The 409-nt window shown below is 53.5% G+C and carries 1 protein-coding gene; it reads right to left on the bottom strand.

Annotated elements, in window-relative coordinates; genetic code table 11:
• Positions 1-409, bottom strand: a 409-nt coding sequence (locus C5J24_RS31620) for a hypothetical protein (RefSeq protein ID WP_205836996.1), incomplete at both ends; no start/stop codon positions are given.

Genomic DNA, 409 nt, shown 5'->3' with positions numbered 1-409 from the left:
CGCTCCGTGAGATTCTTGGCCAGGTACACCTCTTGCTCAGTGTATTTTTTCAACGGAAACCCGGTGCGCGGATCCCGTACAGCTTCACCGTTGTTGTCCGTTACGTTAGGGTCCTTGCTGATCTCGGCAATCGTTTCCCTTTTCACGTACCGGTGTTTTTCTGAGCCAAAAAAGGCACTGAAGTCTTCCGACTTGTCCCGCCAATCATCAAATTTCCCCCTGAATGCCTGCACGACCTGCGCATCGGTTTTCGCATGGAACGGATCGGCGCTCTGGATATTGGGGTTGGTATTGCCGATCTGTGAGTCGCCCGCTTTGGCAAGGCTTTCATGGGTGATTTCACCGCCTTTGGCAACAATGGCATCGTTCAGCCGGGGACGGTTGAGTATCTCTCGCGCCAACATGATGG

The sequence above is a fragment of the Neorhizobium sp. T25_27 genome (assembly GCF_002968565.1).
GTDB lineage: Bacteria > Pseudomonadota > Alphaproteobacteria > Rhizobiales > Rhizobiaceae > Neorhizobium > Neorhizobium tomejilense.
This window is presented reverse-complemented; position numbering and strand designations above follow the sequence as displayed.